The following is a 15433-nucleotide window of genomic DNA, read 5'->3' as shown; positions in this document are numbered from 1 at the left end:
CAGAACCCATCCCACTCAGCGAGCCGGATATACACGTCATTATTCCAACTGCCTTGCGATTCCAGCCACATCGTGATCTCCGTTGCCGGGTACAGCCTGAAAGACTCGCTTGTCTCTCGCCGGTGAGTCGCTTTCGACTCATCGCATTCATTGCCGACGCCTCTACCCCTTGCTAGCCGCCGTGTTACATCCTGTCATGATCGACCCTATACCACTTATTACGATTGATTATAAATATATAATCAATTTTATATTTAAACCAGCGAGTCGTATGCTCTTCCCGTACAAAGGAGAAGGTTATGACAGCACTCACTTTACCGACTAAACATAGTCCATTACGACGCTTTACACCTGGTCTGGCGCTAACCGCCATCGTTACCGGAGTCGCACTGTGGACGGGTCACTTTCCGGCGATCGCTGGCGCAGGATTCAGCACGCTAACGCTGGCGATTTTGTTCGGCATGATCATCGGAAACACGGTTTACCCCAAGATCTGGTCGTTTTGCGACGGTGGCGTGATCGTTGCCAAACAGCATCTGCTGCGCCTCGGCATCATTTTATACGGCTTTCGCCTGACGTTCGCCCAGATTGCCGATGTCGGGATAAGCGGGATTACAATTGACGTTCTGACCCTATCCAGCACCTTTTTTATTGCCTGCTTTGTTGGACAACGGGTTTTCAATCTGGATAAACACACCAGTTGGCTGATTGGCGCCGGGAGCAGTATCTGCGGCGCGGCGGCGGTGCTGGCCACCGAGCCGGTCGTCAAAGCGGAGGCCAGCAAAGTTACGGTCGCCGTCGCCACGGTGGTCATTTTCGGCACCCTCGCCATCTTTCTGTATCCGGCAATCTACCCTTTGCTGGCGCCCTGGTTTACGCCGGAAATCTACGGCATCTATATGGGATCGACGATGCATGAAGTCGCTCAGGTCGTTGCCGCAGGCCACGCCGTCAGTCCGGATGCGGAAAACGCAGCGGTGATTACCAAAATGCTGCGCGTGATGATGCTGGCTCCGTTCCTGCTGCTTCTTGCCGCTCGCGTTAAGCAATTAACACCGGCGGGCAGCGGTGAGAAAAGCAAAATTACCATTCCGTGGTTTGCGATCCTGTTCATTCTGGTTGCGGTGTTTAACTCCTTCCACCTGCTGCCGCAAGCCGTTGTCAATATGCTGATCACCCTGGATACCGTGCTGCTGGCAATGGCAATGGCCGCGCTGGGCCTGACGACCCACGTCAGCGCGCTGAAAAAAGCCGGCGCCAAACCGCTACTGATGGCGCTAATGCTCTTCGCATGGCTGATTATCGGTGGCGGGACGATTAACCTCGTCATTCATCGCCTGTTAGGCTGACAGCCCCTCGCAAGTCAGGTGATATTTCTGATGATGTAACTCTCCGGCTAAGCCGCTATCATTACCCTCTAACCAGCGGCTTAACTGGAGTTTTTTATGAAATATATTGGAGCGCACGTCAGCGCCTCCGGCGGAGTGGCCAATGCCGTCATTCGCGCAGACGAAATCGGCGCTAACGCATTTGCCCTCTTCACCAAAAATCAGCGTCAATGGCGCGCCGCGCCCCTGAACGACAAAACGATTACGGAATTTAAAGCCGCCTGCGAAAAGTATCATTTCGGACCGGGGCAAATTCTGCCGCACGATAGCTACCTGATAAACCTCGGTCATCCGGTTGCGGAGGCGCTGGAAAAATCCCGCGATGCTTTCATTGATGAACTCACCCGCTGCCAGCAGCTTGGCCTGACGCTGCTTAATTTCCATCCGGGCAGCCACCTGCAGCAGATACCGGAAGAGCAGTGCCTGGCGCGTATTGCCGAATCAATCAATATCGCGCTGGCAAAAACCGAAGGCGTGACGGCGGTAATTGAAAATACCGCAGGCCAGGGCAGTAATCTGGGCTTTAAGTTTGAGCATCTGGCGGCCATTATCGACGGTGTGGAAGATAAATCCCGCGTCGGCGTATGTATTGATACCTGCCACGCTTTCGCCGCCGGTTACGATCTGCGCGGCGCCGAAGCGTGTGAAAAAACCTTCGCGGATTTCGATCGCATTGTCGGTTTTCAGTATCTGCGCGGTATGCACCTGAACGATGCGAAAAGCGCTTTCGGTAGCCGCGTTGACCGTCACCACAGTCTGGGTGAAGGCAATATTGGTCACGATGCCTTCCGTTGGATCATGCAGGACGATCGTTTCAACGGTATTCCGCTGATTCTGGAAACGATTAATCCTGATATCTGGGCGGAAGAGATCGCCTGGCTGCGAGCGCAACAGACGGAAGAGGCGGCAGTCTGATATGAACGACAGGGAAAAGCAGATCCTCAAAATTTTGCGGCGCAATCCGCTGATTCAGCAGCATGAGATTGCCGATATTTTGCAAATTAGCCGCTCCCGTGTAGCCGCACACATTATGGATCTCACGCGCAAAGGGGCCATCAAGGGGAAGGGCTACATCCTGACCGAGCAGGAGTACTGCGTCTCGTTAGGTGCGATCAATATGGATATTCGCGGAGTGGCCGACATTCATTATCCGCAGCCAGCGTCAAACCCCGGCAATATCCGCTGCTCCGCAGGCGGCGTAGCGCGCAATATTTCTCATAATCTGGCGTTGCTGGGCCGTGATGTGCATTTGATTTCCGCCGTCGGCAGCGATTTTTACGGTGAGACATTGCTGGAACAAACCCGGCAGGCCGGCGTTAACGTACAGAGCTGCATCCGTCTGCACGGTCACAACACCGCCACCTATTTATCTATCGCCAACCCGCAGGAAGAGACGGTACTTGCCATTAACGATACGCATATTTTACAGTCTCTCACCCCACAGCTACTGAATCAGTATCGGGATCTGCTAACCCATGCAGGCGTCATTCTGGTCGACTGTAATTTAACGGAGCAAGCGCTGGAATGGGTATTTACGCTGGCAAACACCATCCCGGTGTTTGTCGATACGGTGTCGGAGTTTAAAGCGCATCGTATTCGTCCCTGGCTGGGAAAAATCCATACTCTCAAGCCCACGCTGCGGGAATTACAAATCCTCTGCGGGCACACTATCGCCAGCGATAGCGATTGCCATCGCGCGCTATCATGGCTACATGAGCAAGGTACTCAACGCGTCGTGCTCTGCCTGGACGACGACACTATTTTTTGCAGCGAAGCCGACGGCGAACATTTTCAGATGAATCTTCCAGCCCATACAACAATAGACAGCTTTGGTGCCGACGATGCGCTAATGGCCGGTCTGCTTTACAACTATCTTGATGGCAGCAATTTTCAGGAAAGCGCCGCTTTCGCCATGGCCTGCACCGCCATCACTCGCGCCAGCGACAGTATTAATAATCCCTCCTTGTCCGTTGATAACGCACTCAATCTGCTTCCCAGAGCATAACAGCGTGCACCGCAGACGCGGTGCGCAGATACGCCTATGCAAGCCCTATAAAGAACCCTGCGATAGTAGCACTCATCAGGTTAGAAAGCGTTGCCGCCGCCAGGGCGCGTAAACCAAGCTGGGCTATTTCCGGCGCGCGGCGCGGAGAAATCGCCGAAAACGCCCCGACAACCACCCCAATAGAGCCAAAGTTAGCGAAACCGCACAGAGCGAACGAGATAATCGCGATGGTTTTCACTTCCAGCGTACCGCCGGGTTGCAGATAAGGCGAAAAATTGAGATAGGCAACGAATTCGTTTATTGCCAGCTTTTGACCAATCAGACTCCCCGCCAGCGTCGCATCGCTCCAGTCGACGCCCATAACCCACGCCAAAGGTGCCAGCACATAACCGAAGATCCCTTCCAGCGTGACATGACCATAGCCAAACCAGCCGCCGATCCCGCCAATAATACCGTTCAGCAGAGCAATAATCGCCACAAACGCCATCACTACCGTTGCCACGCCGGCCGCGATTTTCAGCCCGGTCATGGCGCCGGATGCCGCCGCCTCGATAACGCTTTTCGGGGGCGTTTCGCTAAAGGAGAGATTATCGAAAGTCACCTGCGTAACCTCTGTCGCCGGACTCAACATACGCGCAAACAGAATTCCCCCGGGAATAGCCATCAGCGAAGCGGCCAGCAGGTAGTCAATCGGTACGCCCATTCCGGCATAACCGATCATCATCGATCCGGCAATTGATGCCATTCCGCTACAAATCGCGGTAAACAACTCATTACGATTTAGCTTATCGATAAACGGTTTAACGATCGCCGGGATCTCGTTTTGCCCAAGAAAAATAGTGGTCACGGCGACAAATGATTCAATCTTACTGATATTCAGCGCCTTCTGGAAAATCCCGCCCAGAATACGGATCAACAACCCCATAACGCCGAGGTAATAGAGCAAGCTTATCAGCGCGGTGACAAAGATAATCGCGGGCAACACGCGGAAAGCGAAGATAAAGCCCGCGCCATCAAACAATACGTCCATCTTCGGACCAACCAACGCACCAAAAATAAAGGCGCTCCCGGCATCGCTATAGGACATGACTTTATGTACCCCAAGCGCCGCCTGCTCAACCAGCCATTTCCCCGGAGGAAAATAGAGCATGACCCCGCCAATTACGATTTGCAGTAACAGCGCGGCCCCCACGGTTCTGATGCTGATGCATTTTTTATTCACTGACAGCGCAAAGGCGATGGCCAGCAGTACCACCATGCCTAAAAGACTTCTCATGATGTCCATCATGATATCCTTACGTGGTGGAAAACCTGGCGCCGGGCCAGGCCTTCGGTATAGTTGATATCGTGGCGGGCAGGTACAAATCGCCCGCAATTCCGTCAGGCGATTTGCTGATACTCTTTCGCAATCTCGCAGGCCAGGATCGCATTGTTAAAGACCAACTGAATGTTGGATTTCAGACTGTCGCCGCCGGTGAGTTCAGCGACGCGAGCCAGCAGAAATGGCGTACTCTCTTTACCCGTCACGCCCTGCTGTTCCGCTTCCTGCAGCGCCTGATGGATAGCGGCATTGATTTTTTCTTCCGGCATTGCAAACTGTTGCGGAATCGGATTGGCCACCACCATGCCCCCCTTCAGGCCAGACTGCCATTTCACAGCCATTGCTTTAGCAATTTCCCTGGCGCTATTAAGACGAATACTGACGTTAAACGGGCTGGTTCGACAAAAAAATGCCGGTAGCACCGAGGTTTGATAACCAATAAGCGGAACTCCGAAAGTTTCTAAATATTCGGTGGTGAGTCCGAGGTCAAGAATAGATTTCGCACCGGCACACACCACTGCGACATTCGTTTTTGCCAGTTCCTGTAAATCGGCTGAAATATCAAAGGTGTGCTCTGCACCACGATGTACCCCGCCGATACCGCCGGTGGCAAAGACATTAATCCCGGCCATTGCCGCGATAATCATGGTGGCGGCTACGGTAGTTGCGCCATTTAATCCGGCAGCAACGACAAATGGTAAATCCCGACGACTGACTTTTGTCACATTATGACCTTCTCGGCCAAGAAGTTCGATTTCTTCATGACTTAAACCAACTTTCATTACGCCATGAATAATCGCTATCGTTGCCGGAATGACGCCCTGACGACGAATGGTTTCCTCCACTTCCATCGCGGTCTGAGCATTTTCAGGGAAAGGCATACCGTGAGAAATAATTGTCGATTCCAGCGCAACTACCGGTTGATTATTTTTTAATGCGAGCTGAACTTCCGCAGAAATCTGAAATAATTCAGAGGAAAATGTTAATTCGGGCATAATTCTTTCTCCACTAATTTTTTTACGTTTGCGTAAGATAATTCAGGGTTATTGGTGAATTCTGATGACAGCGCCAGAGAAGCGCATCCCTGGGCAAACTTCACCGCCTGCGTAAATGAACAGCCATCAAGCCAGCAGCAGGCAAGACCGGCCATCATGGCATCACCGGCGCCAGTGACATTCACCACCCGGGTTTTCAGCGGCGCAGACCAGCCGCGCTCGCCATTATTTTCGCTGTAGTAAACACCATCACCTCCCATGCTCAACACCAGGCGCTGCAGGCCACGCTGATGAAACCAGTCGGCGACACGCATCACATCGTCAGTACCGGAGAGGGCGATTCCGCTAAGGGTTTCCGCCTCAATCCGATTCGGTTTCAGGGTATGAATACGCGACAGATACTGACGGATTTTCACGCACTTCCACGCTGAAACCGGGTCAACAAAAATGGGCGTTGAGCCCGTGTTTTGCATCAGCCAGGCCAGCGCGGATTCGCTAATATTGCAATCCGCGACAATCAGTGTCGCGTTGCAGATAAAATCCTGATACTGGCTTAAAAAAACCGGCGTAATATGTTCTGTGATCCCCATATCATTAATTGCCACCAGCATTTCACCGGTATTATCAAGCAACGATAAATAACTGGATGTTCCCTCCCCGGAGATGATTCGGCATTTATCAACATGAACCCCTGACTGAGCCGTTTGCTTTAATAATGAATGGCCATAAAAATCATCACCTACAACGGATAATAGCCATGTTGGTTTATTCAGCAAGGCAATGTTTTGAGCAATATTCCGCCCCACCCCACCGGGGGTATATTTTATTTTCCCTGGGTTAGAATCAGCATAGTTCAACGGCGCATGAGAATAGCCTGCAACATCCATATTTGCCGATCCAATAATCACAACGTAATCATTTTCAGGCATAAAAATACCCTCCCGTAAAAAACGCGATGGCAGTGACATCATTCACTCTCAGTAAATTACTGTTTTATCATTTCAGCCCTTAAAACATATGTTTTAATGCAAACACATGTTCATGCTAAGCGAGATAATTTTAAAGTAAAGAGGCTGTAAATAGGATTTTCATATGGACATGAACAAAATCACAAAATTCTGCCCGTATGATTTTTAAATCAATTGATAACGTGATGAAGTACACATCTGGAACGATGAGGACAGGAAGGTGTCGCTATAAAAAAGCAGAGAAATTCTGCCCTGAGACGGATGACAAACCTGTATGAAGGAGAGTGCTGACCTTTTCCCCGGTGGCGGCTGACACCCTGTCCGGTCTGGAAAATCAACAAGAGTATTCCATTATGGGTTACTCTTGGCACGTGCAAGCGAATCACCGCCGGGCCATTCTGAAAAGGTGCGCGTTGTCAGCAATCTGAGGGCAGAGAAAACTCTGCCCTCAAAGACGAATTGCAAGGCTAATCAGGCGGCCTGGTCTACCGCCTGAACGTCAGGACGTTTCAGCACCGCGTAGGAGAGACCTGCGACCAGCGTACCGACAATAATCGCCATCAGGTAGCCGAGCACCGGCGTAATCGCGCCAGGGATCAGCAGGACAAACAGACCGCCATGCGGCGCCATCAGTTGCGCGCCAATCGCCATGGAAATAGCGCCGGTCACCGCGCCGCCAACGATACAGCAAGGCAGGACGCGCATCGGATCACGCGCAGCGAACGGAATAGCGCCTTCGGTGATAAAACACAGGCCGAGAACCAGCGCGGCTTTGCCACCTTCCCGCTGCGCTTTGTCGAACTTTTTACGCGCAACCAGCGTCGCCAGCCCCAGCGCCAGCGGAGGAACCATACCGGCAGCCATAATTGCCGCCATCGGCCCATAGGTTTGGGTGCTCAGCAGGCCCACACCGAACGCATAGGCGGCTTTATTCACCGGCCCGCCCATATCGGTACACATCATACCGCCGAGGATCGCCCCGAGCAGAACCGCGTTTGCCGTTCCCATCGTTTGCAGCCAGTGGGTCAGCGCGTCGAGGATCCCGGCAACCGGTTTGCCGATCAGGTAAATCATCGCCAGACCAACGATCAGGCTGGAAACCAGCGGAATGATCAGGATTGGTTTCAGCGCCTCCATACTCTGCGGCAATTTCAGTTTCGAACTGATCGCTTTCGCGACATAACCCGCCAGGAAACCGGCAATAATGCCGCCGATAAAACCAGAGCCGCCGCTGACTGCCAGCATACCGCCAATAAGCCCCGGGGTCAGACCCGGACGGTCAGCAATGGAGAAGGCGATAAAGCCCGCCAGCACCGGCACCATCAGTTTGAAAGCAGAACCACCGCCGATGTCCATTAGCGCTGCGGCCAGGGTATCTTTTACTTCAAAAGCTTTAATACCAAAAGCGAAAGAGAGCGCAATGCACAGGCCGCCCGCCACCACCATCGGCAGCATGTATGACACGCCGGTCAGCAGATGACGATAAGCGCCAGCAGACTCTTTTTTATCTTCCGCTGCGGCCTGAGATTTACCCGAGGGCTGATACGGTTTCGCTTCAGCAACCGCTTTATCCAGTTCCTGGGCGGTTTTCTTCAGCGCCAGCCCGGTACTGGTGCGATACATCGGCTTACCGGCAAATTTCGCCAGGTCCACTTCAATATCGGCAGCAACCACCACCAGATCCGCCTGTTCAACCTCTTCCGGGGTGATCGCATTACCCGCGCCCACGGAGCCGCGAGTTTCTACTTTCACCCACCAGCCACGTTTTTTGGCTTCGGTTTCAATAGCTTCAGCCGCCATAAAGGTATGCGCCACACCGGTCGGACAGGCCGTTACCGCCACAATACGTTTTGGACCGTTGGACGCTGCGGGTAAAACCGCCGCGGTCGGCGCGGTGTAAGGCGTCGCATGGTTTTTGGCTTCACTCAGGAACAGTTCCGGGTGTGCAACAGCACGATTGATATCCCCAAGATAAACCGTCTTACCGTTCAACGCGCTATCAGCTGGCAGCGCCGTGCCCAGCACGATTGCCAGTTCAGCGTCATGTGGGTTATCAATCAGTTCAAGTTGCGCTTTTTGCGCCGCACGGCTTAACAGAGTCTTCGCCATATAGGCGCGAGCCTGTCCAAGCCCGGCATCAATAATCAGCAGCGTTTTCATTATGCCTCTCCTGCTGTTAATTAAAGGGTTGTAAGTCGACGCGCGCCATCATCGCGGCCAACTGGGTACGATCGGTAATACCAACATTACTCTGACTCACCGCCAGTGCGGCAACGGCCGTTGCCAGACGCAACGTATGTTCGCTGGATTCGCGCATCAGCAGACCGTATATCAGGCCGCCAACCATCGAATCACCTGCGCCAACGGTGCTAACCACATCAACTGAAGGCGGTCTGGCTATCCACTCCCCGGATGCGTTAACCCACAGCGCGCCTTCTTCGCCAAGGGAGATAACCACGTGAGCAATCCCCTGCTCACGCAGAGCATGAGCGGCGTCAATCACATCTTTCATTTCGGGTAACTTACGGCCCGCCCAGATTTCCAGTTCGCGGCGGTTAGGTTTCACCAGCCATGGCGCCGCTTTCAGACCGGCAACCAGCGCTTCACGGCTACTGTCAAAAATAATGCACGGACACTGGCTACGCAGACGCGTCATCCAGTCAGTAAAGGCCTCCGGGCTCACGCCAGACGGTAAGCTGCCGCTTACACACACCATATCGAACTGACCCAGCCAGCTCAGGGAATCGTTAACAAAACGCTCCCAGTCGCCAGGAGTCACTTCAAAGCCGGAGAAGTTGAAGTCGGTCACTTCGCCGTCTTTTTCCGTCAGTTTGACGTTAATACGAGTACGCCCCTGAACAACCTGAAAACGGTTAGCGATCCCCAGTTCACTGAACAGTTGCTGAAAACCATCCTGATTGTCTTTGCCGAGAAAACCGCCAACGGTGACATCAATACCGAGATCTTTCAGCACTTTTGCAACGTTGATACCCTTCCCGGCTGCATGTAAACCCGTGGTACGAACAAGGTTGACCTCACCACGCTCAATATCCGGGGTAAACCCCACCAGATCATAGGCCGGGTTTAAGGTAATCGTTGCGACACGTCTGCTCATGTTATGCGCCCTCTCCAAGACCTGCGGCGATAGCCTCGCCAATCGCATCCAGCGCCTGTTGCGCATCATCACCCTGCGCGGTAAAGCGTAAGCGGTGACCTTTCTTCACCCCCAGCGCCACAACTTTCATCAGGCTGCGGCCATTTGCCGGTTTACCCGAACCATCAAGGTTGGTAACGGTAATGTCGCTGGAGAATTGTTTAATGGTATTCACCAGCATGGTGCCCGGACGCGCATGCAATCCATGCTCATTGCGAATGACGTATTCAGCGCTAAGAACATCTTCAGCAACCGCGTCGTCGCTGGTCAGCAACGCCAGCAACGTGGCGGCATCAGCCTTCAGCAAACGGTCAGCTTTTTTGTCGAGCAGCAAATTGCTCAGACGATTAAGCACTGCGGTCGGCTGCTCATCGGCCATTGCCACGGTGATCAACAGGGAAACCGGCTGTTCATCGCAGGTAAACGCGTTCGCAGCACGGCTGACGGCAATGGCGCTACGCAGGTTGCCTTCGCTACAGTCGTTCAGCCAGACGCCCTGGCCGAGGTTCAGCGGCTTCTCGTTAATCGTGCGGCTAACAAAGGCAGCATCCACCGCACCGCTCTCTTTCAGACGCGCGGCATTCAGCGCCTGCAGGGTCAGCAAATCGTTGGCGACAACATCCAGAACGAGGGTATCGTTATCCAGCTTCAGCACGTCGCTTTGCTTTTCCCCCATCAGCAGGGCGCGCAGCTCTTCAGCCGTGGTGGCGGCCTTAAGCTGTTCAGCAATTGAGTCGTCGCTCAGCACATGGGTCAGCTGACGCAGCAGGCCCAGATGTTCATCCGAGCTGGCGGCAATACCGATGGCGACATAAGCGATCTGCCCTTCGCCCCAGCTCACGCCCTGCGGGAACTGATAAACCTGAACGCCGGTTTTCAGCACCTGATCGCGGGTATCGGTGGTACCGTGCGGAATCGCAATACCGTTACCCAGGAAAGTGGACGTTTGCTGCTCGCGAGCCAGCATGCCGTTGACGTAGCCTTCAGCCACATTGCCCGCGCTGATCAGCGCGGAAGCAACCTGACGGATAGCCTCTTCTTTATTGCCGGCCTGCTGGCCGGGATGAATATCCTTCACAGATAACTGGAACATGGTTCTCCTCTCTTGCCGAATTGAATCGTTTCAGCTTATTTGGGAAAAAAGGCGTCACCTGCAGGCGGAATAAACCGAGAATGACGCTGAAACGTTTCAAGAATTTTGTACCTTTCGTCATCACCACGCAAGGAAAGTTAGCTGGCGGATAACAGAAGTTAGAGGTACAGCACATTTTTGCTGACGCGCAGGTGGCGAGACGGTCATATTTCAGCTTTTTGCTGAAGCTTGAATTTTGAAACGTCTTTTTAATTTATTCGTGCCTTGCCACTATTCATTTTCTGACTGACGGCGTAAACTCCGCGACACCTGAAACCAACGAAAACCGATATGCAACACAGTAGCGCCGCCCTCCCCAGACACGGGTTTGATTTGACCTCTTCCGCCTTCCTGCTCGTTGCCTTCCTGACGGGCATCGCCGGGGCGTTGCAAACACCTACTCTGAGCCTGTTTCTGACCAATGAAGTCCATGTCAGGCCAGCCATGGTCGGCTTCTTTTTTACCGGCAGCGCGGTAATCGGTATTCTGGTAAGCCAGTTTCTCGCCGGACGTTCGGATCGCAAAGGCGATCGTAAACAGCTTATTGTTTTCTGTTGCCTGTTAGGCGTGCTGGCCTGCCTGTTATTTGCCTGGAACCGTAACTACTTTATTCTGCTGTTTGTCGGCGTATTCCTCAGTAGCTTCGGTTCGACCGCGAACCCACAGATGTTCGCCCTCGCCCGTGAACACGCGGATAAAACCGGCCGGGAAGCGGTCATGTTCAGTTCGATTTTACGCGCTCAGGTATCGCTCGCGTGGGTGATCGGCCCGCCGCTGGCCTACGCGCTGGCGATGGGTTTCGGCTTTACGGTGATGTATCTCAGCGCGGCAATCGCCTTCGTGATCTGCGGCGCGATAGTCTGGTGCTTCCTCCCCAGCATGCGCAAAGAGCCGAAGGTCGCCACCGGTCACCTGGAAGCGCCGCGAACTAACCGTCGCGATGCGCTATTACTGTTTGTTATCTGTACGTTGATGTGGGGAAATAACAGCCTGTACATCATTAATATGCCGCTGTTCATTATTGATGAGCTGCATTTGCCGGAAAAACTGGCTGGTTTGATGATGGGAACCGCTGCCGGACTGGAAATTCCTGTCATGCTGATTGCGGGTTACTATGCCAGACGCTTTGGCAAACGTTTCCTGATGCGCGTATCGGCTGTGGCGGGGGTGCTGTTTTATAGCGGAATGCTCACCGCGCATACCCCTGGGCTACTGCTGGCCTTGCAGATGCTCAACGCGATATTTATCGGGATTCTGGCCGGGATTGGCATGCTCTATTTCCAGGATCTGATGCCCGGGCAGGCCGGCGCGGCAACGACCCTCTATACGAACACCACTCGCGTCGGCTGGATTATCGCCGGTTCGCTGGCGGGCGTGGTGGCGGAAATCTGGAGCTACCATACCGTATTCTGGATCGCCCTGGCGCTGGGCATCATCACGCAGGTCTGCCTGTGGCGTATTAAAGATGTATAAGGCGCGATAGCGGAACGCTGCGGCGCATGGCATCACGTTGAAGTGAGTTGTTCGAGATGAAGAAGCCAGCTCATCGCTTCATCGCGCGTCGTGGCGCACATTTCCACTTCTGGCCGCAGGCTGGCACAAACTTTAGGCCTTAACGGCGAGCCAAAGATATTGCAACGGTTGTCTTCCGATAGCTGTATACAGCGGGTATTCGCCGGCTTGCCCTGCGGCATACCGGGGATGGGGCTGGAGATAGAAGGCGCGATACAACACGCCCCACAGCCAGGGCGGCATTCCATAATCGACTCTTCCGCTAACGTTTTTGGCGACCCAGCCTAAACGTTTTCCCTGAAGATAGCAAAACAGACGAATTCCGCTTGCCTGAAAGGCCCGGCGCGAGTAGTTTTACGCGATATTTTCGACCCTTTATGTGACAGGATTACCGCAATGCCAAGAGCGAATGAAATTAAAAAAGGTATGGTGCTGAATTACAACGGCAAACTGCTGATTGTTAAAAATATTGATATTCAGTCACCGAGCGCCCGTGGCGCAGCGACGCTGTACAAAATGCGTTTCTCGGATGTCCGCACCGGCCTGAAAGTCGAAGAGCGCTTTAAAGGCGATGATATTGTCGATACGGTCACCCTGACTCGCCGCTCCGTTGACTTCTCCTATATCGACGGCAACGAATACGTATTCATGGATAAAGAAGATTACACTCCCTATACCTTCACCAAAGAGCAAATCGAAGAAGAACTGCTGTATATGCCGGAAGGCGGCATGCCGGATATGCAGGTTCTGACCTGGGACGGCCAGTTGTTGGCGCTGGAGCTGCCGCAGACGGTTGATCTGGAAATCGTTGACACGGCGCCGGGTATTAAAGGCGCATCCGCAAGCGCCCGTAACAAACCGGCGACCCTGAGCACCGGTCTGGTGGTTCAGGTGCCTGAATATCTGAGCGCAGGCGAGCGTATTCGGATTCATATTGAAGAGAGCCGTTATATGGGGCGTGCGGACTAAGCCCGGCGGCTTTTGCAGTGGATTTACGCAGAATGTAAAACACGCATGCGGGGCGTTTTTGCGCGCCCCACATGCGGTTAATCGGCAATTGTCTGGAAGCTGAAGGTCATCCATAACATCCCCTCTAATGCTGATCGGTTCAGCGAGTCATCGACGTTCTCTTCTGCTTTTTTATTCAACGGTAATCGCTTTTTCGGTGGTTTTAGCGAACGGCCTGATGGAGTGACAGGACTGACGGTATCGTCGGTTTTTTATGACCTACAGCGCCGGGAGAGTAACAGATTGGTTGTTGGCTCACCGCAAGGGGGTTGGGCGCATCAAGGAAACCTGGCGGGAACGCAGGCGCGCATCCAGGACTGGCCGCCAGGACGGTGGCCAGAGGGCGGGTCGAGACAGGGACAAAATTGCCGGGAGCAATTTTGAACAGCGCTTGCGCTGGCCCTGGAAGGGCGAGTCCCAGGGATGGGACGAGTAATCACGAGTCCCGCCCGGTCCGCCAGATGAAGCCGGAGTGGAGCGGACCGCGCAGCGGCAGGTTTTCAGCGCAATGCCGGGGGTCATGGGGGCGAGCGAAACGCCCCCATGCCGTTCACAGGCTGCAGGGACGGCATATATCTTCGTACTGACGGTGAACGGAACAGTCCACTGAATCACATGGGGGAGGTAAAAATGCGCCATGTTCGCTAAAACCACCATTTAACGGAACCGCTCAGCCTGCCATAAACGCGGCTGACCGCCCCTTAACTGATCGCATTAACCCGCACCCGGCACTACAGCAGCTCAGGATACTTCGTCATCTTCAGCGCCAGCTCAACGCCACGAACCTCCGCCATTCCCTTTAAACGCCCAATCGCCGAATAGCCCGGATTGGTTTTCTTCCGCAGATCGTCCAGCATTTGATGACCATGATCCGGACGGAATGGAATCGGACGCAAATCGCCCGCACGCTTGCGGCGCAATTCTTCACACAGAATCGCATTCACTACCGCCACCATATTCACATCCCCGTCCAGGTGCGCGGCTTCATGAAACGTGAGCGGATTAGCTTCCCGACAGGTTGAACGCAAATGGGTGAAGTGGATACGATCGCCAAAGGTTTCAACCATTTTGACCAGATCGTTATCTGCGCGAACGCCGTAAGAACCTGTACACATAGTAAACCCATTATTAATGCTATCTACCGTCGTTTTCAGCCATTGCATATCTTCAATGGTCGAGACGATGCGCGGCAGACCAAGAATCGGCCGCGGCGGATCGTCCGGATGAACCGCCAGACGCACGCCAACGTCTTCGCATACCGGAACAATCGCGCGCAGGAAGTACGCCATGTTTTCCCGCAACTGCGCTTTATCAATATTGTCGTATTCCGCCAGCCGCGCACGGAATTGATCGAGGGTATAACCCTCTTCCGCCCCCGGAAGACCAGCAATAATATTGCGGGTCAGCTTTTCCACTTCCGCTGCGCTCATCGCGGCGAAACAGGCCTGCGCCTGCCGCCGTTCTTCTTCGCTATAATCCCGCTCCGCGCCCGGACGCTTGAGAATGTGCAGTTCGAAAGCGGCAAAAGCGATCTGGTCAAAACGCAAAGCTTTAGAACCGTCCGGCAACTGATATTCAAGATCGGTACGTGTCCAGTCGAGGATCGGCATAAAATTGTAGCAAACGGTATCAATGCCGCAGGCCGCCAGATTGCGGATACTTTGCTGATAGTTGGCGATCCAGACGGCAAACTGCCCGCTATGGGTTTTAATCTCTTCGTGAACCGGAATACTCTCCACCACTGACCACGTGAGTCCTTTTTCCGCCAGCAGCGCCTGACGCTTTTTGATCTCATCCACCGGCCAGACATGCCCGTTAGCAATATGATGTAACGCCGTCACGACCCCCGTCGCTCCCGCCTGTCGGACATCATCAAGCGATACCGGATCATTTGGCCCATACCAACGCCAGGTTTGCTCCATCGCGTTCCCCTTAAAAAGTTGTTATACC

At 53.7% G+C, this 15433-nt stretch carries 13 protein-coding genes; 5 read left to right on the top strand and 8 right to left on the bottom strand.

Features of this window, described 5'->3' with window-relative positions; translation table 11 throughout:
* Positions 1 to 299: 299 nt before the first annotated feature.
* The 3 genes from ABK821_RS13085 (at position 300) to ABK821_RS13075 (ending at position 3393) form a co-directional block, all read left to right on the top strand.
* Positions 300 to 1349 (top strand): YeiH family protein, encoded by a 1050-nt coding sequence (locus tag ABK821_RS13085; protein WP_343179026.1) that lies wholly within the window; start codon positions 300 to 302, stop codon positions 1347 to 1349.
* A 96-nt stretch (positions 1350 to 1445) separates the two neighbouring features.
* Positions 1446 to 2303, top strand: a complete 858-nt coding sequence (gene nfo, locus ABK821_RS13080; protein WP_343179027.1) for a deoxyribonuclease IV — start codon at positions 1446 to 1448, stop codon at positions 2301 to 2303.
* A gap of 1 nt (position 2304) precedes the next feature.
* Positions 2305 to 3393 carry a sugar kinase gene (locus ABK821_RS13075; protein ID WP_343179028.1) on the top strand — a complete coding sequence of 363 codons (1089 nt, stop codon included), beginning with the start codon at positions 2305 to 2307 and terminating at the stop codon, positions 3391 to 3393.
* 34 nt (positions 3394 to 3427) lie between these two features.
* On the opposite strand, the gene ABK821_RS13070 is transcribed toward ABK821_RS13075, so the two are convergent.
* The 6 genes from ABK821_RS13070 to fruB all read right to left on the bottom strand — a co-directional run bounded on the left by ABK821_RS13070 (position 3428) and on the right by fruB (position 10924).
* Entirely contained in the window at positions 3428 to 4678 is a 1251-nt protein-coding gene (locus ABK821_RS13070; protein ID WP_343179029.1) for a NupC/NupG family nucleoside CNT transporter, read from the bottom strand.
* 95 nt (positions 4679 to 4773) lie between these two features.
* Positions 4774 to 5709, bottom strand: coding sequence for a pseudouridine-5'-phosphate glycosidase (locus tag ABK821_RS13065; protein WP_343179030.1), 936 nt, complete (start codon positions 5707 to 5709; stop codon positions 4774 to 4776).
* Positions 5697 to 6638 carry a pseudouridine kinase gene (locus ABK821_RS13060; protein ID WP_343179031.1) on the bottom strand — a complete coding sequence of 314 codons (942 nt, stop codon included), beginning with the start codon at positions 6636 to 6638 and terminating at the stop codon, positions 5697 to 5699. The genes ABK821_RS13065 and ABK821_RS13060 overlap by 13 nt, the downstream gene beginning before the upstream one ends.
* Before the next feature lie 510 nt (positions 6639 to 7148).
* Positions 7149 to 8837, bottom strand: coding sequence for a PTS fructose transporter subunit IIBC (gene fruA, locus ABK821_RS13055; RefSeq protein ID WP_138359998.1), 1689 nt, complete (start codon positions 8835 to 8837; stop codon positions 7149 to 7151).
* A gap of 16 nt (positions 8838 to 8853) precedes the next feature.
* Complete coding sequence (fruK, locus tag ABK821_RS13050; protein WP_138359999.1) at positions 8854 to 9792, bottom strand: 1-phosphofructokinase; 939 nt, start codon at positions 9790 to 9792, stop codon at positions 8854 to 8856.
* Position 9793: 1 nt separating this feature from the next.
* Complete coding sequence (gene fruB / locus ABK821_RS13045) at positions 9794 to 10924, bottom strand: fused PTS fructose transporter subunit IIA/HPr protein (protein ID WP_343179032.1); 1131 nt, start codon at positions 10922 to 10924, stop codon at positions 9794 to 9796.
* Between the two features lie 330 nt (positions 10925 to 11254).
* Between fruB and setB the strand changes: the two genes are divergently transcribed.
* Entirely contained in the window at positions 11255 to 12436 is a 1182-nt protein-coding gene (setB, locus tag ABK821_RS13040) for a sugar efflux transporter SetB (protein WP_138360001.1), read from the top strand.
* A 32-nt stretch (positions 12437 to 12468) separates the two neighbouring features.
* Here the strand turns inward: setB and ABK821_RS13035 are convergent, their stop codons facing one another.
* Complete coding sequence (locus ABK821_RS13035; protein ID WP_142502279.1) at positions 12469 to 12723, bottom strand: YkgJ family cysteine cluster protein; 255 nt, start codon at positions 12721 to 12723, stop codon at positions 12469 to 12471.
* A 148-nt stretch (positions 12724 to 12871) separates the two neighbouring features.
* On the opposite strand from ABK821_RS13035, the gene yeiP reads away from it, so the two are divergent.
* Positions 12872 to 13444 (top strand): elongation factor P-like protein YeiP, encoded by a 573-nt coding sequence (yeiP, locus tag ABK821_RS13030; RefSeq protein ID WP_142502280.1) that lies wholly within the window; start codon positions 12872 to 12874, stop codon positions 13442 to 13444.
* Between the two features lie 770 nt (positions 13445 to 14214).
* On the opposite strand, the gene uxuA is transcribed toward yeiP, so the two are convergent.
* Positions 14215 to 15405, bottom strand: a complete 1191-nt coding sequence (gene uxuA, locus ABK821_RS13025) for a mannonate dehydratase (protein ID WP_142502281.1) — start codon at positions 15403 to 15405, stop codon at positions 14215 to 14217.
* Between the last annotated feature and the right edge of the window lie 28 nt (positions 15406 to 15433).

Origin of the sequence: Klebsiella sp. KE9456, from assembly GCF_043832615.1 — a bacterium.
In the GTDB taxonomy this organism is placed as follows: Bacteria; Pseudomonadota; Gammaproteobacteria; order Enterobacterales; family Enterobacteriaceae; genus Klebsiella; species Klebsiella indica.
The sequence above is the reverse complement of the archived record's forward strand: the minus strand, read 5'-3'. Positions and strand labels throughout refer to the sequence as shown.

Excerpts from the sequence above, each read along its gene's own strand:
- ABK821_RS13060 (WP_343179031.1), bottom strand. The coding sequence starts at position 6,638 with ATGCCTGAAAATGATTACGTTGTGATTATTGGATCGGCAAATATGGAT.
- ABK821_RS13035 (WP_142502279.1), bottom strand. The coding sequence starts at position 12,723 with ATGGAATGCCGCCCTGGCTGTGGGGCGTGTTGTATCGCGCCTTCTATC.
- yeiP (WP_142502280.1), top strand. The coding sequence starts at position 12,872 with ATGCCAAGAGCGAATGAAATTAAAAAAGGTATGGTGCTGAATTACAAC.
- fruK (WP_138359999.1), bottom strand. The coding sequence starts at position 9,792 with ATGAGCAGACGTGTCGCAACGATTACCTTAAACCCGGCCTATGATCTG.
- ABK821_RS13065 (WP_343179030.1), bottom strand. The coding sequence starts at position 5,709 with ATGCCCGAATTAACATTTTCCTCTGAATTATTTCAGATTTCTGCGGAA.
- ABK821_RS13085 (WP_343179026.1), top strand. The coding sequence starts at position 300 with ATGACAGCACTCACTTTACCGACTAAACATAGTCCATTACGACGCTTT.
- nfo (WP_343179027.1), top strand. The coding sequence starts at position 1,446 with ATGAAATATATTGGAGCGCACGTCAGCGCCTCCGGCGGAGTGGCCAAT.
- fruB (WP_343179032.1), bottom strand. The coding sequence starts at position 10,924 with ATGTTCCAGTTATCTGTGAAGGATATTCATCCCGGCCAGCAGGCCGGC.
- ABK821_RS13070 (WP_343179029.1), bottom strand. The coding sequence starts at position 4,678 with ATGGACATCATGAGAAGTCTTTTAGGCATGGTGGTACTGCTGGCCATC.
- uxuA (WP_142502281.1), bottom strand. The coding sequence starts at position 15,405 with ATGGAGCAAACCTGGCGTTGGTATGGGCCAAATGATCCGGTATCGCTT.
- fruA (WP_138359998.1), bottom strand. The coding sequence starts at position 8,837 with ATGAAAACGCTGCTGATTATTGATGCCGGGCTTGGACAGGCTCGCGCC.
- setB (WP_138360001.1), top strand. The coding sequence starts at position 11,255 with ATGCAACACAGTAGCGCCGCCCTCCCCAGACACGGGTTTGATTTGACC.
- ABK821_RS13075 (WP_343179028.1), top strand. The coding sequence starts at position 2,305 with ATGAACGACAGGGAAAAGCAGATCCTCAAAATTTTGCGGCGCAATCCG.